Annotated in this window: 17 protein-coding genes and 1 rRNA gene; 9 read left to right on the top strand and 9 right to left on the bottom strand. The window is 69.3% G+C overall.

The window, feature by feature from the left end; genetic code table 11:
• Positions 1–50 precede the first annotated feature (50 nt).
• From AC1DGC_RS14430 to AC1DGC_RS14420, 3 genes are all read left to right on the top strand, one after another.
• Positions 51–1,739: a molecular chaperone HscC gene (locus AC1DGC_RS14430; RefSeq protein ID WP_259209347.1), complete on the top strand. Its 1,689-nt coding sequence runs from the start codon at positions 51–53 to the stop codon at positions 1,737–1,739.
• Positions 1,736–3,265 carry a hypothetical protein gene (locus AC1DGC_RS14425; protein WP_478048203.1) on the top strand — a complete coding sequence of 510 codons (1,530 nt, stop codon included), beginning with the start codon at positions 1,736–1,738 and terminating at the stop codon, positions 3,263–3,265. The genes AC1DGC_RS14430 and AC1DGC_RS14425 overlap by 4 nt, the downstream gene beginning before the upstream one ends.
• A gap of 70 nt (positions 3,266–3,335) precedes the next feature.
• Positions 3,336–4,739: a hypothetical protein gene (locus AC1DGC_RS14420; RefSeq protein ID WP_478048202.1), complete on the top strand. Its 1,404-nt coding sequence runs from the start codon at positions 3,336–3,338 to the stop codon at positions 4,737–4,739.
• A 39-nt stretch (positions 4,740–4,778) separates the two neighbouring features.
• Here AC1DGC_RS14420 and AC1DGC_RS14415 read toward each other — a convergent pair whose 3' ends face one another.
• The 4 genes from AC1DGC_RS14415 to glyQ form a co-directional block, all read right to left on the bottom strand.
• Positions 4,779–8,621, bottom strand: a complete 3,843-nt coding sequence (locus AC1DGC_RS14415) for a translocation/assembly module TamB domain-containing protein (protein ID WP_478048201.1) — start codon at positions 8,619–8,621, stop codon at positions 4,779–4,781.
• Complete coding sequence (locus AC1DGC_RS14410) at positions 8,618–10,402, bottom strand: autotransporter assembly complex protein TamA (RefSeq protein WP_259209340.1); 1,785 nt, start codon at positions 10,400–10,402, stop codon at positions 8,618–8,620. The genes AC1DGC_RS14415 and AC1DGC_RS14410 overlap by 4 nt, the downstream gene beginning before the upstream one ends.
• A 278-nt stretch (positions 10,403–10,680) precedes the next feature.
• Positions 10,681–12,777, bottom strand: coding sequence for a glycine--tRNA ligase subunit beta (glyS, locus tag AC1DGC_RS14405; protein WP_478048200.1), 2,097 nt, complete (start codon positions 12,775–12,777; stop codon positions 10,681–10,683).
• Positions 12,774–13,685, bottom strand: a complete 912-nt coding sequence (glyQ, locus tag AC1DGC_RS14400; RefSeq protein ID WP_259209335.1) for a glycine--tRNA ligase subunit alpha — start codon at positions 13,683–13,685, stop codon at positions 12,774–12,776. Before glyQ ends, glyS begins: the two co-directional genes overlap by 4 nt.
• A 117-nt stretch (positions 13,686–13,802) precedes the next feature.
• Here glyQ and AC1DGC_RS14395 point away from each other — a divergent pair, with 117 nt between their 5' ends.
• The 3 genes from AC1DGC_RS14395 (at position 13,803) to AC1DGC_RS14385 (ending at position 17,378) form a co-directional block, all read left to right on the top strand.
• Positions 13,803–15,653 (top strand): GspE/PulE family protein, encoded by a 1,851-nt coding sequence (locus tag AC1DGC_RS14395; protein ID WP_259209333.1) that lies wholly within the window; start codon positions 13,803–13,805, stop codon positions 15,651–15,653.
• Entirely contained in the window at positions 15,625–16,344 is a 720-nt protein-coding gene (locus AC1DGC_RS14390; RefSeq protein WP_259209330.1) for a glutamine amidotransferase, read from the top strand. Before AC1DGC_RS14395 ends, AC1DGC_RS14390 begins: the two co-directional genes overlap by 29 nt.
• A 128-nt stretch (positions 16,345–16,472) precedes the next feature.
• Complete coding sequence (locus AC1DGC_RS14385; protein WP_478048199.1) at positions 16,473–17,378, top strand: BPSS1780 family membrane protein; 906 nt, start codon at positions 16,473–16,475, stop codon at positions 17,376–17,378.
• A gap of 56 nt (positions 17,379–17,434) precedes the next feature.
• On the opposite strand, the gene tatC is transcribed toward AC1DGC_RS14385, so the two are convergent.
• From tatC to AC1DGC_RS14365, 4 genes are all read right to left on the bottom strand, one after another.
• Positions 17,435–18,181, bottom strand: coding sequence for a twin-arginine translocase subunit TatC (gene tatC, locus AC1DGC_RS14380; protein ID WP_259209326.1), 747 nt, complete (start codon positions 18,179–18,181; stop codon positions 17,435–17,437).
• Positions 18,178–18,738 (bottom strand): Sec-independent protein translocase protein TatB, encoded by a 561-nt coding sequence (gene tatB / locus AC1DGC_RS14375; RefSeq protein WP_478048198.1) that lies wholly within the window; start codon positions 18,736–18,738, stop codon positions 18,178–18,180. Before tatB ends, tatC begins: the two co-directional genes overlap by 4 nt.
• Positions 18,739–18,753: 15 nt before the next feature.
• Complete coding sequence (gene tatA, locus AC1DGC_RS14370) at positions 18,754–18,981, bottom strand: Sec-independent protein translocase subunit TatA (protein WP_259209323.1); 228 nt, start codon at positions 18,979–18,981, stop codon at positions 18,754–18,756.
• 75 nt (positions 18,982–19,056) lie between these two features.
• Positions 19,057–19,947, bottom strand: coding sequence for a lipid-binding SYLF domain-containing protein (locus AC1DGC_RS14365; RefSeq protein ID WP_478048197.1), 891 nt, complete (start codon positions 19,945–19,947; stop codon positions 19,057–19,059).
• A 204-nt stretch (positions 19,948–20,151) separates the two neighbouring features.
• On the opposite strand from AC1DGC_RS14365, the gene hemH reads away from it, so the two are divergent.
• The 3 genes from hemH (at position 20,152) to AC1DGC_RS14350 (ending at position 24,091) form a co-directional block, all read left to right on the top strand.
• A complete protein-coding gene (gene hemH, locus AC1DGC_RS14360; protein WP_394163044.1) occupies positions 20,152–21,114 on the top strand; it encodes a ferrochelatase in 963 nt (320 codons plus the stop codon).
• Entirely contained in the window at positions 21,111–21,959 is an 849-nt protein-coding gene (locus AC1DGC_RS14355) for an alpha/beta fold hydrolase (RefSeq protein ID WP_449334738.1), read from the top strand. The genes hemH and AC1DGC_RS14355 overlap by 4 nt, the downstream gene beginning before the upstream one ends.
• A 416-nt stretch (positions 21,960–22,375) precedes the next feature.
• Positions 22,376–24,091, top strand: coding sequence for a methyl-accepting chemotaxis protein (locus AC1DGC_RS14350; RefSeq protein WP_478048310.1), 1,716 nt, complete (start codon positions 22,376–22,378; stop codon positions 24,089–24,091).
• Between the two features lie 789 nt (positions 24,092–24,880).
• Here AC1DGC_RS14350 and rrf read toward each other — a convergent pair.
• Positions 24,881–24,989 (bottom strand): 5S ribosomal RNA (gene rrf / locus AC1DGC_RS14345); the annotation flags it as partial.

Raw genomic sequence — 24,989 nt, 5'->3', positions numbered from 1 at the left:
GCGCTGCGCTCCTACAATCGCGTTTTTCTGCACACAACGGACGGACGCAGATGATCGTCGGTATCGACCTGGGCACCACCCATTCGCTGATCGGCATCCATGGCACGGATGGCCCACGCTTGTTCCCCAACGCGCACGGCGAGCTGCTGACCCCCTCGGTGGTCAGCCTGGTCGATGACGCCGTGCTGGTCGGCCAGCCGGCCCGCGACCGCCTGGTCAGCCACCCGCAGCACAGCGTGGCCAACTTCAAGCGCTGGATGGGCAGCGACCGCGAGGTCCGCCTCGGCGGCCGCCGGTTCCGGCCGGAGGAGCTGTCCGCGCTGGTGCTGCGCTCGCTGCTGGCCGATGCCGAGGCCGCGCTCGGGCAGCCGGTGGAGGAAGCGGTGATCAGCGTGCCGGCCTACTTCTCCGATGCACAGCGCAAGGCCACGCGCGCGGCCGGCGAGCTGGCCGGCATCCGCGTGGAACGGCTGATCAACGAGCCGACCGCCGCGGCGCTCGCCTACGGCCTGCAGCAGCGCGACGAGGAGGGCCGCGTGCTGGTGCTGGACCTCGGCGGTGGCACCTTCGACGTCTCGATCCTGGAGCTGTTCGACGGCGTGATCGAAGTGCATGCCAGCGCCGGCGACAACTTCCTCGGCGGCGAAGACTTCCTGCACGTGCTGGCCCAGGCCTTCCACGCCGAGAACGACCTGGACCCGGCCAGCCTGTCCAGCGCCGAGCAGGCCCAGCTGCTGCGCCGGCTGGAGCTGTTCAAGCGCGAGCTGAGCCAGCAGGGCGACGGTCGCCTGGAGATCGCGCTGGGCAGCCGCGAGCTGTCCTGGCAGCTCGACGAAACCCGCTACGCCCAGCTGTGCGAGCCGCTGCTGCAGCGCATGCGGGCGCCCATCGAACGCGCCATCCGCGACGCCCGGCTCAAGCCGGAGGCGCTGGATGACATCGTGCTGGTCGGCGGCGCGGTGCGCATGCCGATGATCAGCCGCCTGGTCACCCGCATGTTCGGCCGGCTGCCGCTGCGCCACATCCACCCCGACCAGGCGATCGCGCTGGGCGCGGCCGTGGCGGCGGGCCTGAAGGACCGCGACCAGAGCCTGCGCGAGATCGTGCTCACCGACGTCTGCCCCTACACCCTGGGCACCCAGGTATCGCGGCGCGGGCCGGACGGCAGCGAGCGCAGCGGGTACTTCCACCCGATCATCCAGCGCAACAGCGTGGTCCCGGTCAGCCGCGAGGACCGCTTCTTCCCCATGCGCGACGACCAGCGCGAGGTGGTGATCGACATCTACCAGGGCGAAAGCCCGACGGTGGACAAGAACATCAAGCTGGGCGAACTGCGCGTGCCGTTGTCGCGCCAGGGCACGGCCGCCGACAAGGCCGTCACCACCCGCTTCACCTACGACGTCAATGGCCTGCTGCAGGTGGAAGTCACCGAAGACGCCAGCGGCACCCGCCACGAACTGATCCTGGAACAGAATCCCGGGCTGCTCTCCGCGCAGGACATCCGTGAGCGACTGCTGGCCCTGCAGGACCTGAAGATCCACCCGCGCGACCAGCAGCAGAACCTGGCCACCGTGGCCCGTGCCGAGCGCCTGTACGAGGAGTACCTGGACCAGCGCGACCTGCTGCAATCGTGGCTGGAACAGTTCCGGCACGCGCTGGACAGCCAGGACATCAAGCGCATCGACCAGCACCGCGGTGAGCTGTCCGCGGCGATGGACGCGCTGGAACGCGACGCATGAGCTGGGGCCACGCGGCCCTCGACCTGGCGGAGGATGCCGACGAGCGCGCGGTCAAGCGCGCTTACGCCGCGCGCCTGCGCACCACCCGGCCCGACGATGACCCGGTCGCGTTCCAGCAGCTGCACCAGGCCTACCAGGCCGCGCTGGACTGGGCGCGCCATCGCGCGCACTGGCAGGACGAAGACGAAGACGAGGACGAGGACAACCGCGGGCACGACCTGTCCGCCGCGCAGGCCAGCGGCATCGCAGAAGCGCTGCCGCTGGACCAGGCGCTGGCGCGCTCGTTCGCCCACGACGCCACCGCGGCGCCGGCCGAGGTGGTCTGGACGGCCGTGGTCGATGACGCGGACGCGCACGACCAGGTGCGCATCCTGGACCGGGGTGACACCACCTTCCCGCCCGCTGCCCCGGCCGCACCCGCGCGTGCGACCGAGCCGCTGCCGCAACCGGCAGCGGCGCAGCTCGATCCGGGCACCTTCGCGCAGCGGGTCATCGCCGAAGCCCAGCAGTCCGAACCGGCCGCGTTCGAGCGCTGGCTGCAGCTGCGCCCGGAACTGTGGTCGCTGCGCGACAAGCCGCTGATCGGCGACCACGTGCTGCACCACCTGCTGACCCACGATGCGCCGATCTGCGCCGACAACTTCGACCTGCTCGCCCAGTGCTTCGGCTGGGACGACGTGGGCAGCGGCCTGGACCCTTACGAAGCGAATGCGTGCCGGCTGCGACTGCATCGGCTGTGGGTGCTGCAGCCGCGCAACCAGCACGGGCTGGCGCGCTACCTGCACCGCCCGCAGGCACCGGTCAATGCGGACGAGGCGCGCACCCGCCTGCAGCGCCTGACCCGTCCCTGGCAACCCTGGCGCGCGCTCTGGGACGCATGGCCGGCACATCGCGTGGCCGCCATGCGCGACACCCTCGACCTGCTCGGCGTGCACGATGCCGACGATGCGGTCCCGCCGCTGCGGCCGGCACAGGTCGCGTTCTGGCGCGCACTCGCCGATGGCCAGCGGCTGAGCTGGCCACGCATGCAGCTGGCGCTGCTGCGCAGTGCGTTGTGCGCGCTGGTGGTGCTTGCGGTGATGACGCTGCTCGGCGTGCTGGGGCGCGCTCCCGCCGTCGCGATGCAGGGTGTGTACGCGGCGCTGCTGGTGATGGGAGTGGGCGCCTTGCTGTTGCCGCTGCGCAGCCTCGGCCAATGGCAACTCGCCGAGGAACACCCGCCGGTGCGCTGGCCGCTGCTGCGGCTGTGGCTGATCCCGCTCCTGGCGATCGGGGCGCTGCTGATCATCCACCTCGCCGATGCGCGCATCGCCGGCAGCGCGCTGGCCTGGGCCACGCTCGGCCTGTCGATCCGGCGCTGGTGGCATCGCGCCGGCTACGTCTTCCAGTTCAATGGCTGGCTGCTGCTCGGGATCTGGCCGTTCCTGAAACTGGGCGGGCTGGCGCTGATGTTCGGCGAGATCGCCGTGGTCGGCGCGCTGCTGGCCTGGACGGTGGATGCGATGACCAAGGTCGTGCATCGGTGAGGCGCCACGCAGCGCGCCCCGGGCCGGCGCGTCCGGGCACCGCCGGCGCGCTGCGCCTTGAACAGCGCGCATGAGCTGGGGCCTGACCTGGCTGGGCCTGGATGACGGCACGCCGGTCGACGTGCGCGCGGTCAAGCGCGCGTACGCGCAACGGCTGCGGGTTACCCGGCCGGACGACGATCCGGAGGCGTTCCAGCACCTGCACGCGGCCTACCAGGATGCGCTGGCCTGGGTGCAGGCGCAGGACGATGGCCCTCCCCCTCCCGGCAGGGGCGTCCCTGCCCGTGCCCGTGCCGACGCGCCTGCAGCGGCCCCGGCACGGCCATCGGCACCGGCAGTGGATGTCGACGCGGTAGGCAGCCGCATCGCCGCCTTCGCCAGGGAGCACGACGCCGTCACGCTCGAGGCCTGGCTGCAGCAGCAACCGGAACTGTGGTCGCTCGGCGACAAGCCGGCCATCGGCGAGGCCGTGTTGCAGGCCCTCCAGGCCGGCGACCCACCGCTGCCGCCGCCGGTGGTCGCCTGCCTCACCGCATGCTTCGCCTGGGACGACCTGCGCGGAGACATCGATCGCTGGGACCTGGAGGCCGCCGTGCGCCGTTGGCACCAGGCCTGGCTGCTGTCGCCGCAGGGCGCCGCCAGCCTGGCCCAGCGCTACCTGGACGTCACCGACAGCCTGCTGCTGCCCGACAGCAGCGTGTTGCGCAGCCTGCGCCAGGACCGCCCGCTGTGGCGCAACCTGCTGACCACGCTGGTGCCCCCGCGCGTCAACGAAGCCATCGGCGTGCTGCGCGCCCTGGACTTCTGGACCACCCGGGAGACACCGCCTGGCCTGGCCCCTGCGCAGGTCGCGTTCTGGGCGCGCTTCGGCAACGAAGGCGATCGCATCCACCTGCTCAGCGGCGCGCTGCGCGCCGGCACGCTGGCCGCCTTCTGCGGGCTGGTCTGCCTGTGGGGCGTGCTGGGCAGCTGGCCGTTGCCGCCGACCGGCGATGGCCAGTTCAGCGGCACCCAGCGCGCCATCCTCATCATGCTGATCGGAACGCTGTTCGTGCCGACGCTGTGGTTGTCCGGCGTGGCCCTGCGCGCGCTGGTGCGTTGGCAGCGCGCGCCGGAACAGATGCCCACGGCCCTGCCCGGGTTGCGCATCCTGACCATTCCACTGCTGGTCGCCAGCGCCATGGGCAGCCTGTGGCTGGCCCTGCGCCTGACCCCCGGCATCCCGGTGGCCGCGCTGGCGGGCCTGCTGGTGGCCAACGCGATCATCCTGCATGTCGCGTGGCAGCGGCTGCTGGCCCGCTGCGGTCCCTTCACTCCCAACGCCGATGAATTCCGGGGACTCTGGCGGGTGCTGGCGCTGCTGACCATCGTGCCCGCCTGGGGGATGGCCCTGGTGTGGTGGGCGCAGGACCTGCACCAGCACCGCGACCGGCTGCGCTGGTCCAATCGCACGGCTCACGACCCGCGGTCGTGAGCCGCCGATGACGCGCCGACGCAGGTGCGCCGTCGCCCCTTACTTCTCGCGCCGCCAGTTCAACGACCCGCGGTTTTCCACCGTGCTCGATTCCACTTCGATATCGAAGCCGCGGCGCAGCAGGTACTTCAACGTCAGCACCGAGCCGCTGCCGACCAGCGAAACGCCGTAACCGACGTACAGCTTGGGCGAGATGTACTTGCCCACGCCGATCACCGATCCGCCCAGCGCGCGCGACTGGCTCACCCCGGCATCGTCCAGGCCCAGCTTGGCGCCCAGCTGCGACGCCAGCAGGCCGCTGCCGGCCGACAGCGCCGCCGAGGCCGCGTTGACCTGCTGGGCCTGGTCGCTGCTGGCGCCGGTCAGGCTGCGGCCCAGCACCAGGTAGGCCAGCGCTTCGGACTGCGACATCGCCGGGGTGGACCACACGTCCACGCGCGGCGACTGCGCGCGACCGGTCACATCGATACCGGCCACGACATCACCGATGGTGCGTTCGGCGCGGATGTTGATGCGCGGGTCGGAGACCGCGTTGTAGTTCCAGTTGAGGTTGCCGCGGGTGATGGTCAGGTCCTGGCCGTAGGCCTTGTAGCGCCCGCTCACTTCCAGCCCGCCGTTGGCGGTCATCTCACGGCCCGGCCGCGACCACACCTGCATCTTGCCGCCCAGCGCGCCCTTCAGGCCGAACCCGCTCATCTTGACCTTGTCGCCCAGGCTCACGGTCAGGTCCATGTCCAGCGGCGAGGTCGGGGTCTCTTCCGGATCCACCGGGTCCAGCACCACCACGTCTTCGGACACCGAGGTGCCGCGATCCAGCCGCTCCAGGTCGAGGTCGGCCTCGGGCACGTGCACGCTGCCGCGCAACTGCATCGCGGTGCCGGCCAGGGTGAAGTCGAGGTTGGGGTTGGCGATCACGCGCAGCTCGCTGGTATTGGCCAGCAGCACGTTCTCGCCATGGATGTGCAGCTGCAGCGGCTGGGCATCGCCGAACCACGACAGCCCGCCATCCACGAACAGCGTGCCCTTCCCGGAATTGGCCTGCGCGGTGATCTTGGCCGAGCCATCCGGCTGCGCGGTGAAGCTGCCCTTGCCCTCATCGAAGGTCAGGCCCAGCGCCGGGAACTCGCCCTTGAACTTGCTCAGCGTGGCCTCGCCACCCAGCGACGGCGTACCGCGCGTGCCGCGCAGGCTGACGTGGCCTTCGATCAGCCCGGTCGGGCGCACGATGTCGGGTGAGAACAGCTCCAGCCAGTACAGCCGCGCGATGTTCATGTACAGCTCGCCGGTCAGCGGCGCGTTGGCGTCCCAGCCGGTCTGCACCTTGGCATCCACGAAGCCGTCGCCCTGGAAGCCGACGCCGAGCTTGCCGTTGATCTGCGACTGGGTCATCTCCACGTCCACCGAGAAGTGGTCGTAGCGCACCAGTTCACCGCGCGCGTTGTCGCCCAGCCGGATCCCGCCTTCGGCCGAGGCGATCTTGGCGCTGCCTTCCCACGCGTTGCCGCGCGGGCGGATGCGCCCATCCAGGGTCAGCTCGCCGCGCAGGTACATGCGGCGGCCGGATTGCGGTGGCAGCCACGGCTGCACCAGCGCCAGCGGCAGCGCATCGCCGCGGACCAGCAGGCCCTCGCGCGGCCAGTTGGCACTGGCGCACAGCGCACCGCCGGTGGCCGCGCCCAGGCAGGCGTCGCTGAGCGTGACGTTGCTGCCCTGCACGCTGAAGGTCGCCGGCGCACGCAGGCTCCACGCATCGCCCTTGACCGGTGCGATACGCAGCGCGCCCAGCTCGCCACGCCACGCCTGGCCCTGCTGGCGCACGCTGCCACTCAACGCCACCGCGCCCAGCTCGTTCTTCGTCTGCGCATCCAGCCGCAGGTTGGACACACTGCCGCGGGCGTCCACGTTCACGCTGTCCAGCAGCATGCCCACCTGCACCTTGCTGCCCTGCACCGCCAGCGTGCCGCTGTCGCCCTGCCACGGCAGGCGGCCCTTGATGCTGATCGCCTCGGCGCTCCAGTCGTCCCAGCGCAGGCCATTGCCGACCAGGTCGGCGGTGATGTCCGGCGCAGTCCGCGGGCCCTTCACCAGCACGTGGCCGCGCAGGCTGCCGCTGCTGCCGGGCAGCAGGTCGTCCAGCTGCACCGGGTCGAGCTGTGCATCGATATCGAGCCGGTCACCGACCGAGCCCTTCGCGGTCAGGCGGCTGTTGCCCACCGCCAGCTTCACGTTGCCCTCGCCCTGTTCGCCGCGCAACGCGAACCGGCCCTGTGCATCCACCGCGCGCTTGCGCAGCGTGCCCTTGATCCCGGGTACGTCGACGGTCGCCTCGTAACTGCCGGCGGTGCCCACCGGGCTGCCCGCCGGTGCCGGCAACTGCCGGCCCTTGGAGGCCAGCGCGCCGGATAGCTTGCCGTCCCAGCCCGGGACGAAATAGCCCGGGTCGAACGCGGCCAGCTTGACCGCCACATCCCAATCCAGCTGCGGTGCCCAGGCCACCTGGCCGGTCACATCCAGCGACCCGCCCGGGGTGCTGGCCAGCAACTGCTTGATCGCGGCGGCCTGGTCATTGCCGCGCACGTCGAACTGCAGGTCGGCGCTCTGCTTCTCGCGCTCGACCGAGGCCTTGCCCACGGCCGCCCAGTTCTTCAGCGTGCCCGCCAACCCCAGCCGGGCCTCCTTCAGCGTCACCGGCACCGGTGCGGCAGCGCCGGCGGTGGTGGTGTCGGGCGCCGGCACGAAGGTGAGGTCGTTGGCCACCACCGAGAAGCGCAGGCTGGCGTTCTCCTTGTCGGTGAAATCGGCCTTGCCCTGCAACCGCGCCTGCCCACCGAACGCCTTGATCTGCAGCGGTGCCACGGTCAGTACCTGGTCGGCCAGGCCGACCTTGGACGGGGCCAGTTCCACCGCGATGTCGCCCTGCTTGAAGCTGCCTTGCAGGTTGGCCTGGCCGCCTTTGCCGTCGGCCTGCACATCCAGCGCCATCGGCGTACGGGTGGTCGCGTCCATGCCCGGCACCAGCAGTGCCAAATCCAGTTCCCTGCTGCGTGCGCCGGCCTTCCACACCGGGTCGGTGCGGCCGTCGAACACCAGGCTGGCCTGCAGCGGCGCCGGTGCATGGCCGGCAATCGCCACTTCCATATGGCCCAGGTCGCCGCGTGCGACCAGGCCCAGCCGCGCCGGGGTGCGCCCGCGCGGCGCCGGCAGCAGCGCGCCGATGGTGATGTCGGTGTCGTAATCGCTGCGCGGCAGGTAACGCCCGTCCACGCGGAAATCGCCCATGTCGCTGTCGACCTTGAGCTGGCTCGCGCGGAACTCGCCGTTGGCGATCTCCACCCCGCCGCGCACCTTGGCGATGTCGATCAGCGGCTGCTGGGCCTGGGTGATGCGGAAGCCATCGATGATGATGGTGTCGGCCTGGATCGCCAGTGGCATTTCGATCTGCGGCAGCGACTCCGGCCACGACGGCAGTTCGAACGGCTCATCGCTCTTGGCCAGGTTCAAGGTGGCGTTCTTGAGCTGCAGCGCATCCAGTTGCAGCTTGCGCCCGAGCAGCGGCCGGATGTCCGGATCCAGGTAGGCGCGCTCGGCGGTGAAGTGGATGTCGTCGTAACGGAAGTCCAGGTCGTGCAGCACCAGCGGCCCGGCCACCGGGCCGTCGACCTTGCTCCAGGTCAGCGTCGCACCGACCGGCAACCGCGCCACCACCTGGGCCAGCAGCACGTCGCGGCCGGCCACCGTCTGCAGCAGCCAGTACAGCAGCAGCAGCGCCAGCAGCACCAGGCCCAGCACGGTGAACCCGGACCACGCCCAGAAGCGGCGCTTGCGGTAGAAACGCACGCGATGCGGCGGTGTCGGGGTGGCGGGAGGCGTCGGCGTGCTCACAGGTCCGCTCCGATGTTCAGGTACAGCTGGAACTGCGAATCGGGGTCATTCAAGCCATGCGCGATGTCCACGCGCACCGGACCCACCGGCGATTTCCAGCGCACGCCGAAGCCCACGCCGGTGTGCAGGTCGATGGTGTTGTCGAACGCGCTGCCGGTATCGACGAACACCGCCGCACCCCACGGCCCGCCCTTGAAATAATGCTCGTACTCGGCCGAGCCGATCACCAGGTTTTTCGCGCCCAGCGCGTATTTGTCCGGTGCGGGTGTGCGTGGGCCGACTTCGCGGTAGGCATAGCCGCGGATGCTGCGATCGCCACCGGCGAAGAAACGCAGGCTCGGCGGCATCGCCACCAGGTCGCTGGTCCACGTCGTGCCGCCTTCGCCACGCAGGATCAGGCGGTCGCTGTCGCCGATCGGCACGTACCAGCGCAGCACCATGTTGGCCTGCACGAAGCTGGTGTCCGAGCCCGCCCCTTCCACGCCGCCGCGCAGCGTGGCGCTGCCGCTCACGCCCCTACGCGGGAACAGGTCGTCGTCCACGTTGACGTAGTCGGCCACCAGCTGCGGGTACACCAGCGTGGAGGTGTTGTAGACCGCGTCGGTGAACTCGGTGCCCGAGGCATAGCGCCAGCGCTCGCGCAGTGCGTTGATCGACGCGATCGCGGTCCAGTGTTCGTTGATCTCGCCGCTGCGGCTGGCCGACAGCTTGAAGTTGCGCAGGTCGATGTAATCGGTCTGCTCGTCATACGCACTGGCGGTGAACGCATACCAGCCGTCCAGCCAGGCGAACGCGGGAATGCGGTAGCTGGTCACCAGGCTCTTGCGCTTCTGCGCATAGTCCAGCTGGGTGTTCATCTTGTGGCCGCGGCTGTTGAGGAACCGCCGCTCCAGGCCGCCGCGCACACCGGCGCCGCTCTCGCTGCCGTAGCTCAGGCCCGCGGTGTAGATGGTGCGCTTGGCGCGGGTAAGGTTGACGTCCACCGGCACGTCGCCATTGTCGTCGGCCTGGTCCGGGCGCGGCTGGATGTCGATCACGCTGAAGTAGTCCAGCTTGGTCAGCGACTCGCGCAACCGGTCCAGCTTGCCTTCGTGGAAATAGCTGCCCTTGTCCCAGTACACCAGCGGATCGAACAACGTATCGACGAAATAGTCCTGGTGGAAGCGGATATCGCCCATGTTGTAGCGGCGGCCGCTGTCCCAGGTCAGGTCGATGTCCGCGGCGTTCTCGGCGCGGGTGATCTGCACCTGGCGCTGGGTGTAGTCGGCGTCGAAGTAGCCGCGCTCGGCCAGGCGCCGGGTCACCGTGATCTTGCTGGCTTCGTACTGGGTATGCTCGAAGCGCTGGCCCTTGCGCGGCTTGAACTTCTCCAGGTCTTCCTGCAGGTACTGATCGTTCTGCGCCGGGCCGGTGATGTCGATGTTCTCGCGCCGCACCAGGGTCGGCGGCCCCTTTTCGACGTGGATCACCACGCGCAGGTTCTCGCCCTCGCGCGGGCTCTCGACCTTGATCACCGGGTTGTAATAGCCGAATGGCTCCAGCGCCTCGCGGGTCTGGCGCTCGGCCTGGGACAACAGGTATTCCAACCGCGATTCGCCCTGCGGCTTGCCGATGGTGTCGTACAGCGACAGCGAGACCTCGATGTTCTCGATCATCTCCGCGTCGTCGCCCTTGTCCAGTCCGTTGATGTCCACCTTGTCGATCGTTCCGCGGGCGTGTGCCACCGAAGCGGTGGCCAGCGACAGGAACATCAGGGGAAGGGCGTAATTCTTTGGCTGCATGGACACAGCATAACGGGCCATCGCAAGCATGCGAAATCGGCGTGGCTGTTTCAGAACGGCAGTGAAGGACCCGTTAAAATCGGCCAGAAGACGGCGTGTGACGTTAACTGCCTGATCGATGCCGGCAGGTGGTCGGACAGAACCGTCCGCAACGGTTCGCCCGCCCCTCGCCACGCGGCCCCACGATGCGGGGGAACGCCGGAAAAACAGAAGGCGCGAACGGCGTTGGCCATTCGCGCCTTCGGAGGTTCCACGGGGCAATGGATGCCCCGGCCACCTCAGCTGGACAGATGCTCGATCGCCGCCACGCTGCCCAGGCGGTCGCCCAGGCGCTTGAGCAGGGCCAGGCGATTGCCGCGCAGCGCGGGATCCTCGGCGTTGACCATCACCGCATCGAAGAACGCATCCACCTGCGGGCGCAGGCGCGCCAGCCGGTTCAACACGCTCACATAGTCCTTCTGGTGCAGGCTGGCGTTGCTGTCGTCGATGGCCGCTTCCACCGCTTCGGCCAGTTCGCTCTCGGCCGGCTCGGCCAACAGCGCCGGATCGACCATGCCCGGGATGTCGCCCTCGACCTTGCGCAGGATGTTGCGGATGCGCTTGTTGGCGGCGGCCAGCGCCCCGGCCTCCGGCAACGCCGCGAAGATGCCGATGGCATCGATGCGGCGGTCGACGTCGTACAGCGAGGCCGGCTTCAGTTCGGCCACCGCGTTGAAATGCGTGGCCGGCACGCCCTTGTCGGCGTAGTAGCCGCGCAGGCGGTCGAGGATGAAGTCGTACAGCTCCTGCGGCAGCGCCTCGGTCTTGCGCTCGGCACTGGGCTGCACGCCCGCCGGCAGCCCGGCGATGGCGGTACCGATCAGCGCGCGCAGGTCCAGGTCGAACCCGCTCTCGATGATCGTCCGCGCCAGGCCCAGCGCATTGCGGCGCAGCGCGAACGGGTCCTTGTTGCCGGTCGGCTTCAGGCCCGCGGCAAAGCCGCCGGCCAGCGTGTCCAGGCGCTCGGCGATGGCCAGCACCTTGCCCAGCACCGACAGCGCGATGTCGTCGCCGCCGAAGCGCGGCTGGTAGGCCTCGTCGATGGCCAGCGCCACCTCGGGCGACTCACCACCGGTCAGCGCGTAGTGGCGGCCGGCGATGCCCTGCAGCTCCGGGAACTCGTTGACCATGCGCGACTGCAGGTCGTTCTTGGCCAGCACCGCGGCGCGCCTGGCCAGCACCGGATCGGCGCCCACCTGCGGCGCGATCGCCTCGGCCAGCGCCACCACGCGGGCCACCTTGTCGGCCACGCTGCCGAGCTTGGCCTGGTAGGTGACGGTCTTCAGGCCGTCGCCCATCGCGTCCAGGCCCTGCTTGAGGTCTTCGTCGAAGAAGAACTTGGCATCGGAGAAACGCGGACGGATCACCCGCTCGTAGCCCTTGGCCACCTCGGCCACGTCCTTGGATTCGATGTTGGCAATGCCGATGAACTTCTCGGTCAGCTTGCCGCCGGCATCCAGCACCGGGAAGAACTTCTGGTTGATCTCCATCGTCTCGATCAGCGCTTCCTGCGGCACCGCCAGGAACTCGCGTTCGAAACTGCACAGCACCGGCGCCGGCCATTCCACCAGGTTGACCACCTGTTCCAGGTTGTCATCGGTAATCCGCGCCTGGCCACCGGCCCGGGCGGCTTCGGCATTGACCTGCTCGACGATGCGCGCGCGGCGCACGTCGGCATCGACCAGCACGAAGGCAGCCTGCAGCGAGCTCACGTAGTCTTCCGGCGAGGACAGCCACACGGTCTTGTCGTGCATGAAGCGATGGCCCCGGCTCATGCGGTCGGCCGTCAGGCCCAGCAGCTCGGCTTCCACGATGTCCTTGCCGTGCAGCAGCACCAGCCAGTGCACCGGCCGGGCGAAGCCGTAGGCATGGCTGCCCCAGCGCATCGGCTTGGGGATCGGCATCGCCGCGATCGCCTCGCGCAGGATCTCCGGCAGCAGCGTCGCGGTGCGCGCGCCCGGGGTGGTGGAGCGGTGCACGAAGCGCTCGCCCTTGGCATCGGAGGTGCGCTCCAGCGCCGTCCACTCGATCCCGGCCTTGGCCGCGAAGCCCTGCAGCGCCTTGGTCGGCTGACCCTCGGCATCCAGCGCGATGTTCAGGTACGGGCCCAGCACTTCGCTGTGCTGTTCCGGTTGTTCGACGGCCACGCCAGGCAACAGCACGGCCAGGCGGCGCGGGGTCGACAGCGGCTTGGCATCACCCATCTCGACCGCGATGCCGCGCTTGGTCAGGCCGTCCACGATGCCATCGAACAAGGCCTGGGCCAGGCCCGGCAGCGCCTTCACCGGCAATTCTTCGGTGCCCAGTTCGATCAGCAGCGGCAGCATCGTGCTCATGCCTGCACCTCCTTGGCGGCGACGGCTTCGAGGCGCTTGGCCTCGTACAGCTTGGCCACCGCCTGGGCCAGCGCGCGCACGCGCAGGATGTAGCGCTGGCGCTCGGTCACGCTGATCGCGCGGCGCGCGTCCAGCAGGTTGAAGGCATGGCTGGCCTTGCACACCTGCTCGTAGGCCGGCAGCGGCAGGCCGACGTCGACCAGCGTCTGTGCTTCCTTTTCGCACGCATCGAAACGGTGGAACATTTCCTCCACGTCGGCGTACTCGAAGTTGTAGGTGCTCTGCTCGATCTCGTTCTGCAGGTACACATCACCGTAGGTGACCGGCGTGCCATCCGGACCGTAGGTCCAGACCAGGTCGTAGACGTTGTCGCAGTTCTGCAGGTACATGCACAGGCGCTCGAGGCCGTAGGTGATCTCGCCGAGCACCGGCTTGCACTCCAGGCCGCCGGCCTGCTGGAAGTAGGTGAACTGGGTGACTTCCATGCCATTGAGCCAGACTTCCCAGCCCAGGCCCCAGGCGCCCAGCGTCGGCGATTCCCAGTTGTCCTCGACGAAGCGCAGGTCGTGCACCAGCGGGTCGATGCCCAGCGCCTTGAGCGACTCCAGGTACAGCTGCTGGATGTTGTCCGGGCTCGGCTTCATCGCCACCTGGTACTGGTAGTAGCGCTGCAGGCGGTTCGGGTTTTCGCCGTAGCGGCCGTCGGTGGGACGACGCGAGGGCTGCACGTACGCCGCGTTCCAGCTTTCCGGACCGATCGAGCGCAGGAACGTGGCCGGGTGGAAGGTGCCCGCACCGACCTCCAGGTCCAGCGGCTGGATCAGCACGCAGCCCTGCTGCGCCCAATACTGGTTGAGGGTCTGGATCAGGCCCTGGAAAGTGATCGGAACGCTCTTCGTGACGGACATGCGGCGGATTCTTGCCTGCAGGAGGGGTGCGCTAGTATAGCCAGCGACTGCGTTGCCGCCTCCCGGACGGCCCCACCCCATTACTGCGCGCCCGGCGCGCTACGAGGACTTTGGCGGATGGACCAGCGCCCCCCGGACCTTTCCGGCCCTGCCCCCGACCCTGCGGTGGCCGCCCCGGTGCCACTGCCGACCGGCCGCCTCGGCTTCGACCAGGTCGCCACCGCGCTGGTCGCCGACGGCCTGGTCGCCGATGCCGACCTGGAACGGATCCGTTTTTCCGCCCAGGGCGCGCGCAACGCCAGCGAAGTGCATCCGCTGGTCCTGCTGGCCAACCTCAAGCTGACCGCCAGCGGCGGCGGCGAGCTGGGCCTGGAACGGCTGACCGAATGGCTGGCCGAACGTACCGGCAGCCGCTACCTGCGGATCGACCCGACCCGGGTCGACGTCGCCTCGGTCACCGCGCTGGTCTCCCATGCCTACGCGCGCCGCCATCGCTTCCTGCCGCTGGCGGTGGATGGCGAACGCCTGCTGGTGGCCACCAGCGAACCGCTCGCCCAGGAATGGCTGCGCGACCTGCAGCACCTGACCCGGCGCCGGATCGAGCTGGCCATGGTCAACCCGCTCGACCTGCACCGCTACACCATGGAGTTCTTCGGGGTCACCCGCTCGGTGCGCGGTGCCCGCGGCGACGTGCGCGGCGAAACCAACGGCACCCTGCCCAGCTTCGAGCAGCTGGTCGAACTGGGCCGCGCCGGCGACGTCAACGCCGACGACCAGCACATCGTGCACATCGTCGACTGGCTGCTGCAGTACGCCTACGAGCAGCGCGCCTCGGACATCCACCTGGAGCCGCGCCGCGACATGGGCCGCATGCGCTTCCGCATCGACGGGGTGCTGCACAAGGTGTTCGAGGTACCACCGGCGGTGATGACCGCCGTGGTCAGCCGGATCAAGGTGCTCGGGCGCATGGACCTGGCCGAACGGCGGCGCCCGCAGGACGGCCGCATCAAGACCCGCTCGCCGGGGGGCCGCGAAGTGGAAATGCGCCTGTCCACCATGCCCACCGCGTTCGGCGAGAAGTGCGTGATGCGCATCTTCGACCCGGATGCGGCGTTCAAGAGCATCGACCAGCTCGGCTTCAGCCCGCAGGAAGCGGCCGGCTGGACCGCCCTGGTCGAGCGCCCGCACGGCATCGTGCTGGTCACCGGCCCGACCGGCTCGGGCAAGACCACCACCCTGTATTCCACGCTCAAGCGCCTGGCCACCCCGGACGTCAACGTCTGCACGGTGGAAGACCCGATCGAGATGATCGCCCCGGAATTCAACCAGATGCAGGTGCAGACCAACATCGACCTGGACTTCGCCAGCGGCGTGCGCACCCTGCTGCGGCAGGACCCGGACATCATCATGATCGGCGAAATCCGCGACCTCGAAACCGCGCAGATGGCGGTGCAGGCCTCGCTCACCGGCCACCTGGTGCTGTCCACCCTGCACACCAACGACGCCCCCTCGGCGATCACCCGCCTGCTCGACCTGGGCGTGCCCCACTACCTGCTGGCCTCCACCCTCAACGGCGTCCTGGCCCAGCGCCTGGTGCGCACCCTGTGCCCCCACTGCAAGGTGCCGCGCCCGCTCAGCGCCGCCCAATGGGCGGTACTTTCTGATGCCGAAGAAGCATTACCTCAGGCACCCACGCCATATGCACCGGCCGGCTGCATCGACTGCCGACGCACCGGTTACCTGGGTCGGGTCGGGCTGTATGAGTTGCTGCCATTGGGCTCGCGCCTGCGCAGCCTGATCCGCGCGGACATGGATCTGGCCGCATTCAACCGGGCTGCGCGTGCTGAAGGGGTGCGAACCCTGCGCCGCGCGGGACTTGAAAAGGTGGCCGCAGGGCTGACTACAATCGAGGAAGTCCTGTCAGTGCTGCCGCCCCCGGATGAATTCCGCCCCGTTCCTGATTCTTGAAACCGGCCAACCCGTCGCCTCGCTGCGCCGCTACGGGCGGTTCCCGCATTGGATCCGCGTGGCCGCCGGGCTGGACGCGGACGAAACGGTGGTGGTGGACGTCGAACATGGCGGTGCCCTGCCCGACCACCGCCACTTCGCCGGCGTGATCGTCACCGGCTCGGCGGCCTACGTCACCGACCGGGCCGAGTGGAGCGAACGCAGCGCTCAGTGGCTGCGCAGCGCCGTCCACGACGAGCGCCCGGTGTTCGGCATCTGCTACGGCCACCAGCTGCTGGCGCATGCCCTCGGCGGCGAGGTGGCCTACAACCCGGCCGGCCGCGAGTCCGGCACCATCGAGCTGGCCCTGGACCCCTCGGCCAGCAGCGACCCGCTGTTCGCCGGCCTGCCCGAGCGCTTCCCGGCCCACGCCACCCACCTGCAGACGGTGCTGCGTGCACCGGACGGGGCGGCGATCCTGGCGCGCTCGGCCCAGGACAACTGCCATGCCTTCCGCTTCGGCCGCCAGGCCTGGGGCGTGCAGTTCCATCCGGAGTTCGCCACCCACCACATGCGCGGCTATGTACGCGCCCGCGCCGAGTGCATCCGCAGCCACGGCGGCTGCGCGCGCAGCGTCGCCCGCGGGGTCAGCGCCGCGCCGTTGGCGCGGCAGTTGCTGCGCCGTTTCGTGCGCCAGGCGCGCAACGCCTGAGCCGCGCGCCGGGTGTGCCGATGGCGTGTCCCGGCCAACCCACCCGGCCTTCAGGTGCCGCGCACGGAAAACAGGGATAATCCAAAGGATTCGGGGCCAACAGGCCCCTTCCCCTGTTCCGGAATGGTATGAGCGAGATTCGCAAGCTGCCCGCCTCTGCGGGCGCCCAATGGCTGCTGGACGCGTTTTCCGTGTATGGCCGAGCCCCCATGCAGTTGGCGGTGCTTGGCGTGATCGGCATGCTGGTCAGCTCGCTGATCCTGGTGCTGGCGCAGATGCTGCCCGGCTGGCTCGGCGTGCTGGTGCAGCTGCTGTCGCTCGCGGTCGGGCCGCTGGTGTTCGGCGGCATGTTGTGGGCGGTGGGCGAAATCGACCGTGGCAACCGCGCCGTGCCCAACCACCTGCTGCAGCCGATCCGCGATCGCCGCGTCACCCACCTGCTGGTGCCGCTGGCCATCCAGCTGATCGCGGTGATCGCGCTGGGCACCCTGCTGTTGGCCCTTGTCGGTACCCAAGGCCTGGCCGCCTCCAGCGAGATGCTGCAGAAGCTGCAGGAACTGCAGCAATCCACGGCCCAGCCCAGCAACGATCAGATCATGGCCGTGATGGCCGATGTGCCGGTCAAGCGCATCCTGCTGTGGATGGTGATCGCGTTCGCCGCGTTCGTGGCGCTGAGCATGGCCATGTTCACCCAGCCGGCGCTGGTCGTGTTCGACCGCCAGAGCGGCATGCATGCGCTGCGCATGAGCCTGCAGGGCTGCCTGGAAAACTTCGGCGCGATGGCGGTGTTCATGGTGCTCGGCCTGATCGCCACGCTGTGCATCTACTTCCTGGTGTTCGTGCTGATGCAGGTGGCGCTGCTGGTCGGCGGCATGGGTGCGGCGACGTTCGTGATGCAACTGGCGGTGGCCACGGTGATCATGCCGCTGTATGTCGGCGCCGTGTACGCTGCCTGGAAGCAGATGTTCGCGCACCGCGGCCGCACCACGCCGCCCCCGGCACCGGGTGGCCCAGGCAACGTGTTCGCGGCCTGATGCGCCAACAAAAAACCCCGGCCAAGGCCGGGGTTTTTTGTTGTTGACGCGGCCCGTCACCCGGCCGGCTTCACCACCGAGGAGGGCACCAGCCACCTGGCCGCGTGGATCCCCAGCTCGTAAAGCACGCACATCGGGATTGCCAGCAACAGCTGCGACACCACATCCGGCGGCGTCAGCACCGCCGCCACGATGAAGATACCCACCACCGCGTAGCCGCGGCTGTCCTTGAACTGCTGCGGCGTCACCCAGCCCAGCAGCACCAGGATCACCATCGCCACCGGCAGCTCGAAGCTGCTGCCGAACGCGAAGAAGATCGCCAGCACGAAGTCCAGGTAGGCGTTGGCATCGGGGGTGATCGCGATCACCTCCGGGCGGAAGGTGGTCAGGAAGTGGAACACCGCCGGCAACACCAGGAAGTAGGCGAACGCGCAGCCCAGGTAGAACAGCAGCACCGACGACACCAGCAGCGGCACCGCCAGGCGTTTTTCACGCGCGTACAGCCCCGGCGCCACGAACGACCACAGCTGGTACAGCAGCCACGGCACCGCCACGAACACGGCCACGAAGAAGGTCAGCTTGAGCGGTGCGAAGAAGGCACCGGCCGGATTGGTCGCAATCATCGTCTGCCCGTTGGGCAGCTGCGAAATCAGCGGTTCGGCCAGCCACGTATAGATCGTGCGCGAAAACGGCAGCAACAGCAGCAGCACCACCAGCAGGCCGATGATCGCGCGCACCAGGCGCGCACGCAGCTCGATCAGATGCTCCACCAGCGAGCTTTCCGGATACTCGTGGTCGCTCATCGCGGCGCCTCGTTGCCCGGCGACGGCGGTTCGGCCGCTGCGTCGTCGGTGTGCGGCCGTCGCGCGGGGTCCGGCGCGACCGGTGCCGGGGTCGCGCGCGGCGAGGTGCCATCGATACCCGGCGGCGCCATCGCGTCACGCGGCGGCGTCTGGGCGTCGGCCGCATCCGGCGCCACCACGTGCTGGGCAACACTGGCCGGCGAACCCGGCGCCGGGCCGGTCATCACCGGTTCGTCGCTGGCCGCAGCGGCCACCGCATCGCCGTGGCGTGCCACGTCCTGACGCATCATCTCGGCCTCGCGGCGCACCGCTTCGCCACTGGCGCGCAGCTGCGCCTCGGTGTCCCGCACGGACGACTGCACGTCGCGGAACTGTCGCTTGATCTCATCGGCGTGCAGTTCGCGCTCCAGCTCCTGCTTCACCGAATCCCACTGGTTGCGCGCACGGCGCACCCACAACCCGGCAAAGCGCGCCGCCTTGGGCAGGCGCTCGGGGCCAAGCACGACCAGGGCCACCACCGCGATGACCAGCAGTTCACTGAAGCCGATATCGAACACGCCGATCCGTCCCGATCAACGCGGGTCGCGGTCGTGCTCGGTCTGCGACGTCGTCGTCGAGTCCTGCGGACGCGAGCTGTCGCCGAGCTGCGCGTTCGGCTTGTCCTCGTCGCGCATGCCCTTCTTGAATTCCTTGACGGCGCTGCCAAGGTCCTTGGCGCCGCTGGTCAGTTTCTTGGTGCCGAACACCAGCAGAACGATGACCAGCACGACCAACCAATGCCAGATGCTGAAACTGCCCATGAGCGGCTCGCGTTACGTAGTGATCAGACGGTTGAGCATAGCGCACCGGCCATGGGCCGGCGCGCGTGACGAAAGTCAGTTGCCGTCCAGCGATTCAGTGCGGACCTCGCCCTCACCCACCGACTGGAAACCCTGCTGCGGCGCCGGCTGGGCCGGGGTCGGCTGCAGCGGTGCGGTGGTCGCCCCACCCACCGGGGCCTGTTCAGTCACGGGCGCGGCAACCGGGGCGGCCTGGCGTGCCGCCGGGGCCGGCGCCGTGCCGGCGGTACCGCGCTTCTCGCGAGCCGTATAGGTGGCTTCTTCCAGGCGATCACGGAAGGCCACCACGTCGATCGACGGCGGTTCGCCCATGCGACCTTCGAACACCATGCGGGGGGTGGTGTTGGTGCCGTAGGCATCCAGGTTGGCCGCATCATCGATCTGCAGCACCGCGCCATCCAGCGCCACGCCGGCAAACAGGCCGCGCGCCCGCGACCACGACCAGATCTCGGCCTTCAGCTGGCCATCGGTGGCGGCCGCAGCATTGCGGCCGACCGGGCCAGCGGCCACGCCGGCATCGGCGCCGAGGGTGAACTTGCCGTTGACCAGATTGTCCAGGCTGCGGTCATTGCGGAACACCAGCACCACGTCCGAGGACTGCACCCCGGCCTGGAAGCCGATGCTGCCCCCGGTGAGCTTCACGAAAACCGGGTTGGACCAGCTCCCGTCGGGGTTCTTGACCGACATCAGGCCATGGCCACGGCGCCCGCCAATCACCAGGCCTGCCTTGATCGTGTCGGGAATGACCACGATCGCGCGGCCTTCATCCAGCAACTTGTCCGGAATGCCCTGCTCAGGGATCTCCTGGATTTCATTGAGCACCCGCACCGCGTTGCGGGCGCGCTGGTCTTCCTGCGGCCCGGCCATCGCCTGGGAGGACAGCATCAGGCTGGCGGAGATCAACAGTGCAAGGCTAAGGCGGCGCATGGTGGGCTCCAGAAGTCGATTCAGACAAAGATAAAGCAAGTCGGCGCGGGCAACGTCGCGCAAGGGCGATCAATATGCTTTCCCGACGTTAGAAGCACGCCGATGAATCGGCAATGAGTGATACCGCCTATGGATATGCGAAACACATGACATCCATTGGTTGATTCCATCCCGTCAATCGCGCAGACCTGCGAGAATGGCCCCATGCTCGACGCACCCGACACCGCCGTGCTGGCGGTCAATCTAGGCACGCCCGAGACGCCAACCGCCCCGGCGGTGCGTCGCTACCTTGCTGAATTCCTCAGCGATCGCCGCGTGGTCGCGATCCCGCCGATCCTGTGGAAACCCCTGCTGTACGGGCTGATCCTGCCGCTGCGCAGCGGCCGCTCGGCGGCCAAGTACGCCCAGGTCTGGCTGCCCGACGGGTCGCCGCTGATGGTGTACACGCGTCGGCTGGCCGAGGCCATGCAGGGCCTGATGCCCAACCTGCGGGTGCGCCATGCGATGCGCTACGGCGCCCCCGCCCTGACCGCCGAGCTGGACCGGCTGGCGGCCGAGGGCATCCACCGGATCGTGGTGCTGCCGCTGTATCCGCAGTACTCCACCACCACCACCGCCTCGATCGAAGACCAGGTCCGCGATTGGCAGCCGCGCCATCCGGGCGTCACGGTCACCCTGGTGCGCGATTACGCGGTCGATCCGGACTGGGTGGAGGCGGTGGCCGAGAGCATCCGCCAGTGGTGGGCCGAACACGGTCGCGGCGAGCAGTTGGTGTTCTCCTTCCATGGCATCCCGCAGCGGCTGGCTGACGCCGGCGATCCCTATCCGCAGCGTTGCCAGGCCAGTGCGCAGGCGATCGCGCAGGCGCTCGGGCTGCCCGACGACGCCTGGCGCCTTACCTACCAGTCGCGCTTCGGCCGCGAAAAGTGGCTGCAGCCCTATGCCGAGCCCACCCTCTGGGCGATGGCCGAAAGCGGCGTGCGCCGGATCGACGTGGTGTGCCCCGGGTTTGCCACCGACTGCCTGGAAACCCTGGAGGAAGTCGCGCTGGGGTTCACCGAGACCGTGGCCGAACGTGGCGCGCAGATGCGCTACATCCCCTGCCTCAACGATGCCCCCGGACACGCGCTGGCCTTGTCGCGGCTGAGCATCGCGGCGTTGGCATGACCCTGCAGCCGTTCTCCATGACGGTGGGCGGCTTCGTTGCCGCCGGGCTGCGCGCCGCCAACCCGGACGGGCGGCGCGTCCTGGCCCTGCACGGCTGGCTCGACAACGCGGCCAGCTTCGTGCCGCTGGCCGCGCAGTTGCCGGGCCTGGACCTGGTCGCGCTCGACCTGCCTGGCCATGGCCACAGCGCGCACCTGCCCGCCGGCACCCAATACAACACCCCCGGTGCAATCTGCCACGTACTCGACGTGGCCGATGCGCTGGGCTGGGATCGCTTCACCCTGCTCGGCCACTCGATGGGGGCCGGCATCGCCAGCCTCACCGCCGCTGCCGCGCCGGAGCGGGTGGAGCGGCTGGTGGCCATCGAAGCGCTGGGGGGCCTGCGCGGCCCGGAGGATGAAACCGCCACGCGCCTGCGCGAGCACGTACGTGCCGCCCGCGCGTTGCCGGGAAAGAACCTGCGCGTGTTTACCGACCTGGCCGCGCCGATCCGCGCCCGCATGATGACCAACCAGCTCAGCGAGGCGTGCGCGCGCCTGCTGGTCGAGCGTGGGGTCAAGCCGGTGGAAGGCGGGTACAGCTGGTGCAGCGACCCGCGCCTGATGCTGCCCACGGCGATGCGCCTGAGCGAAGCGCAGATCGACGATCTGCTCGCCGCCATCGAGTGCCCCACCCAGGTGATCTATGCCACGCCAGCGCAGTCCTACTATCCCGAGCCGCTGCGCAGCCAGCGCATCGGCCTGCTGCGCGATGGCCGGCTGGCGGTGTTTCCCGGCACGCATCACCTGCACATGGAACATCCGCAGCGCGTCGGCGACGTGATCAACGCGTTCCTCGCCGACTGAGCCCATCGGTCGCGAGGTACTGCGACAACCTGACGCACTCAATTTCCACGCGATTGGACCGATACCGATAAGGCAGGACGATGTCTTCGTCCTGTGCCGTCGCATGCTCCGCCGCCGCGAAGCCGCGCACCACCCCAAGGCTTCAGGGAACGTCGTCGCAATGCCGTGTTGGCCGTGCCACCGCCCAAAGGACCGGGCCATGCCGGCGGTGCTCCGTACCGTCGCCGCGGCCACGTGCGCCGCGCGCCGCCCCCCCATCTTCCGCATCCTCGCAGCGCCCACCGTATCGGTGACCGGCGCTCCCCCGGCCTGTCCGCATCGCTGCGCGATGGGCTTTTCCGCCTGTTTCTGACCCCGGAGTCGTCATGTCTGCCCATCCGCTCGCCCCGTCACGCCCGCCCGACCCCGTCCGCGCCATGCAGCCGCCGGTCGTCCGCCACACGGCGCATGCCCTGCTCTGCATCGCCGCCGCGCTGCTGCTGGCCATCACCGGCGGTGCCGCCATCTGGCAGTCACAGCCGTGGTTGTTGCTGCCGCTGGCACTGGCCACGGTGGTGCTGAGCATCCTGGGCGCGCGCCTGCGCCGGGACGCCCAGGAGCTGCAGCGCGAGCTGCGCCGCGCCGAAAGCGACGCGCGTGCCCGCGCCGACGTGCACGCAGGGGCCGCCGCGGGGCACGCCGAGAACGCGCAGATCCGCCAGGCGCTGGATGTGTCGCGCACCGCGATGATGATCGCCGACAACGACCACGTCATCCGCTACGTCAACCAGTCCGTGGTGACCTTGCTGCGCAACCAGCAGGTCAGCCTGCGCGAGGCCTTCCCGGACTTCGACGCCGAACGCCTGGTCGGCAGCAGCATCCATCGCTTCCACGTGGACCCCGACCGCATCCGCGCCATCCTCAACACGCTGCAGCAGGTGCATCACGGTCGCGTGCGGATCGGGCCGGTGCATTTCGCCCAGGTGGTGACGCCGGTGTTCGACGCGGCCGGCGCGCGCCTGGGCTTCGCGGTGGAATGGCATGACCGTACCCAGGAACTGCAGCTGGAGACGGCGGTGGCCGACATCGTGGCCGCTGCCACCCGGGGCGACCTGGACCAGCGCCTGCCGACCGCCAACGCGGGCACCAGCTTCCTCGACGGCCTGACCGGCGGGATCAACCACTTGCTGGAGAGCGTCGGCGGCACCGTCGGCGAGATCCGTCGCGTCCTGTCCGCCCTGGCCCAGGGCGACCTGGACCAGCGCATGCAGGGCCAGTTCGACGGCGCGTTCGCCGCCATGCAGCGCGACGCCAATGCGACCGCGGCGCAGCTCACCGCCATGGTCGAGCGCATCAAGCAGTGCACCGGTGCCATCTCACTGGCGGCTGGCGAGATCGCCACCGGCAACAGTGACCTCTCCGAGCGCACCGAACGCCAGGCCGCGCACCTGGAGGAAACCGCCGCCTCGATGGAGGAACTCACCTCCACCGTGCGCCAGAATGCCGAGCACGCACGCCAGGCCACTGCGCTGGCGCAGGGCGCGCAGGACGTGGCCAGCCGCGGCAGCGACGTGGTCGGGCGCGTGGTCACCACCATGGAGGCCATCCAGGCCGCGTCGCGGCGGATCGGCGACATCACCGGCGTGATCGACGGCATCGCCTTCCAGACGAATATTCTCGCCCTCAATGCCGCCGTCGAAGCCGCGCGTGCCGGCGAGCAGGGCCGGGGCTTTGCGGTGGTGGCCAGCGAGGTACGTACCCTGGCGCAACGCTCGGCCGACGCCGCCAAGGAGATCAAGGCCTTGATCGACGCCTCGGTGCTGCAGGTCGCCGATGGGGCGCGCCTGGCGCACGATGCGGGCAGCACCATGACCGAGATCGTCGGCAGCGTGTCCGCGGTCAGCGGGATCATGGCCGAGATCTCCTCGGCCTCGCAGGAGCAGGCCAGCGGCATCGACCAGGTCAACCAGACGGTGGCACAGATGGATGACGCTACCCAGCAGAATGCGGCACTGGTGGAGGAAGCCAGCGCGGCCGCGCGCCTGCTGGAGGAACAGGCCGCCGAACTGACCGAGGCGGTGGCCGTGTTCCGGCACGCGCAGCAGGCGCCACCGAGCGCGCTGCTGCGCCAGGCCCAGGCCGTGCCGGCCTGACACCGCGGCATCGGAAGTGCGGCAGGTCATTGCTGCAGGGCTGACAGACGAACGGCGCCCGCAGGGGCGCCGTTTTTCTGCGTGCGTGCAGCAAAGGCCTTCTCGGGATGAGGATGCGGGTCCGGGCCGAACTGCATGCCTTGGCAGCGTCGCATCCTGATCGATCGCCGGAGAGGCCCATGCGTCGACGCGGTCGCAGGCAAGATCGGGGGCGGAGTGTGAAACGACCGTGCCGGGTAGGGCCGAGCCATGCTCGGTAGCTCAGGTGGGTTCATTCCTCGCGATCGGGTAGTCCCGAGCCATGCTCGGCAGCCCAGGTGAGTTCATTTCCCGCGATCGGGTAGTGCCGAGCCATGCTCGGCAGCCCAGGTGAGTTCATTTCGCGCGATCGGGTAGTGCCGAGCCATGCTCGGCACCGCAGCGGTGGGGATCATGCAGAGGTGTCGGGACAGCAGCCGAGCATGGCTCGGCTCTACCGAGGCGGGRAYACGCGGAACCGACRCCGGGAGCGGAGCGCGCCATGCGTCGCACCTCAGGTGAACGCATTCCTCGCAGCCCAGTAGTGCCGAGCCATGCTCGGCACCGTAGCGGTGGCGCTCATGCAGAGGTGTCGGGAAAGCAGCCGAGCATGGCTCGGCTCTACCGAGGCAGGGACACGCGGAACCGACACCGGGGCAGGGACACGCTGAAGCGACGCCGGGACTGTGCCGAGACAGGAGCACGATCGACGCCGGGAAGACGCACAAAGAAAAAACCCCGCTGCGTGAGCAGCGGGGTTTTGGGTATAAACCCTGGCGATGACCTACTCTCGCATGGCTTGAGCCACACTACCATCGGCGCAGCTGCGTTTCACTTCCGAGTTCGGGATGGGATCGGGTGGTTCCACAGCGCTAATTTC

It is taken from the genome of Stenotrophomonas sp. 05N37, from assembly GCF_056397365.1.
Note: the sequence above shows the minus strand (reverse complement) of the source record. Positions and strands in the feature narration are given on the sequence as shown.

Coding starts and splice junctions, on each gene's coding strand:
- hemH (WP_394163044.1), top strand. CDS start 20,152: ATGCTCGACGCACCCGACACCGCCGTGCTGGCGGTCAATCTAGGCACG.
- tatC (WP_259209326.1), bottom strand. CDS start 18,181: ATGAGCGACCACGAGTATCCGGAAAGCTCGCTGGTGGAGCATCTGATC.
- AC1DGC_RS14430 (WP_259209347.1), top strand. CDS start 51: ATGATCGTCGGTATCGACCTGGGCACCACCCATTCGCTGATCGGCATC.
- tatA (WP_259209323.1), bottom strand. CDS start 18,981: ATGGGCAGTTTCAGCATCTGGCATTGGTTGGTCGTGCTGGTCATCGTT.
- AC1DGC_RS14410 (WP_259209340.1), bottom strand. CDS start 10,402: ATGCAGCCAAAGAATTACGCCCTTCCCCTGATGTTCCTGTCGCTGGCC.
- AC1DGC_RS14355 (WP_449334738.1), top strand. CDS start 21,111: ATGACCCTGCAGCCGTTCTCCATGACGGTGGGCGGCTTCGTTGCCGCC.
- glyQ (WP_259209335.1), bottom strand. CDS start 13,685: ATGTCCGTCACGAAGAGCGTTCCGATCACTTTCCAGGGCCTGATCCAG.
- AC1DGC_RS14420 (WP_478048202.1), top strand. CDS start 3,336: ATGAGCTGGGGCCTGACCTGGCTGGGCCTGGATGACGGCACGCCGGTC.
- AC1DGC_RS14425 (WP_478048203.1), top strand. CDS start 1,736: ATGAGCTGGGGCCACGCGGCCCTCGACCTGGCGGAGGATGCCGACGAG.
- glyS (WP_478048200.1), bottom strand. CDS start 12,777: ATGAGCACGATGCTGCCGCTGCTGATCGAACTGGGCACCGAAGAATTG.
- AC1DGC_RS14395 (WP_259209333.1), top strand. CDS start 13,803: ATGGACCAGCGCCCCCCGGACCTTTCCGGCCCTGCCCCCGACCCTGCG.
- AC1DGC_RS14365 (WP_478048197.1), bottom strand. CDS start 19,947: ATGCGCCGCCTTAGCCTTGCACTGTTGATCTCCGCCAGCCTGATGCTG.
- AC1DGC_RS14390 (WP_259209330.1), top strand. CDS start 15,625: ATGAATTCCGCCCCGTTCCTGATTCTTGAAACCGGCCAACCCGTCGCC.
- AC1DGC_RS14385 (WP_478048199.1), top strand. CDS start 16,473: ATGAGCGAGATTCGCAAGCTGCCCGCCTCTGCGGGCGCCCAATGGCTG.
- AC1DGC_RS14350 (WP_478048310.1), top strand. CDS start 22,376: ATGCAGCCGCCGGTCGTCCGCCACACGGCGCATGCCCTGCTCTGCATC.